Source organism: Bradyrhizobium sp. Crot121 (genome assembly GCF_059512385.1).
In genome coordinates, this window is the sequence record NZ_JCAMOR010000452.1 from 1 (window position 1) to 387 (window position 387).

Consider the following 387-nt stretch of genomic DNA (forward strand, 5'->3'; position numbering starts at 1 on the left):
TCGGTGACTTGCTTGACCTTCCGCGTCGAGACGCCTTGCACGTACATCTCGGCCAAGGCCGCTACCAGCGCCTTCTCCGAGCGCTGGTAGCGCTCGAACAGCTCGGTCGAGAACCGCCCCTGACGGTCCTGCGGCACCTTCAGCTCGATCTTGCCGACCCGGGTGATCAGCGAGCGGGGATAGTAGCCGGAGCGATAGCCAAGCCGTCCCTCGCTGCGCTCGCCTTTCTCCGCACCCAGCGTCTCCGTCATCTCGGCTTCGAGAATTTCCTGCACCGCACCCTGGATCAGCGGCTTCAGGAACTCCTTGTCCGACCTCAACAACTCTTTGACTGCAGAGACGTCCGTCCTAATCTTCGTCACGGTCATGGCGGGTCCAAGCTCCTCT

Annotated in this window: 1 protein-coding gene; it reads right to left on the reverse strand. The window is 62.3% G+C overall.

Annotation, left to right across the window (positions count from 1 at the left end):
• Positions 1-368 (reverse strand): transposase (locus tag AC5ZGW_RS47440; RefSeq protein ID WP_496114312.1); only part of this gene is annotated, 368 nt, incomplete at its 3' end.
• Positions 369-387: the final 19 nt, after the last annotated feature.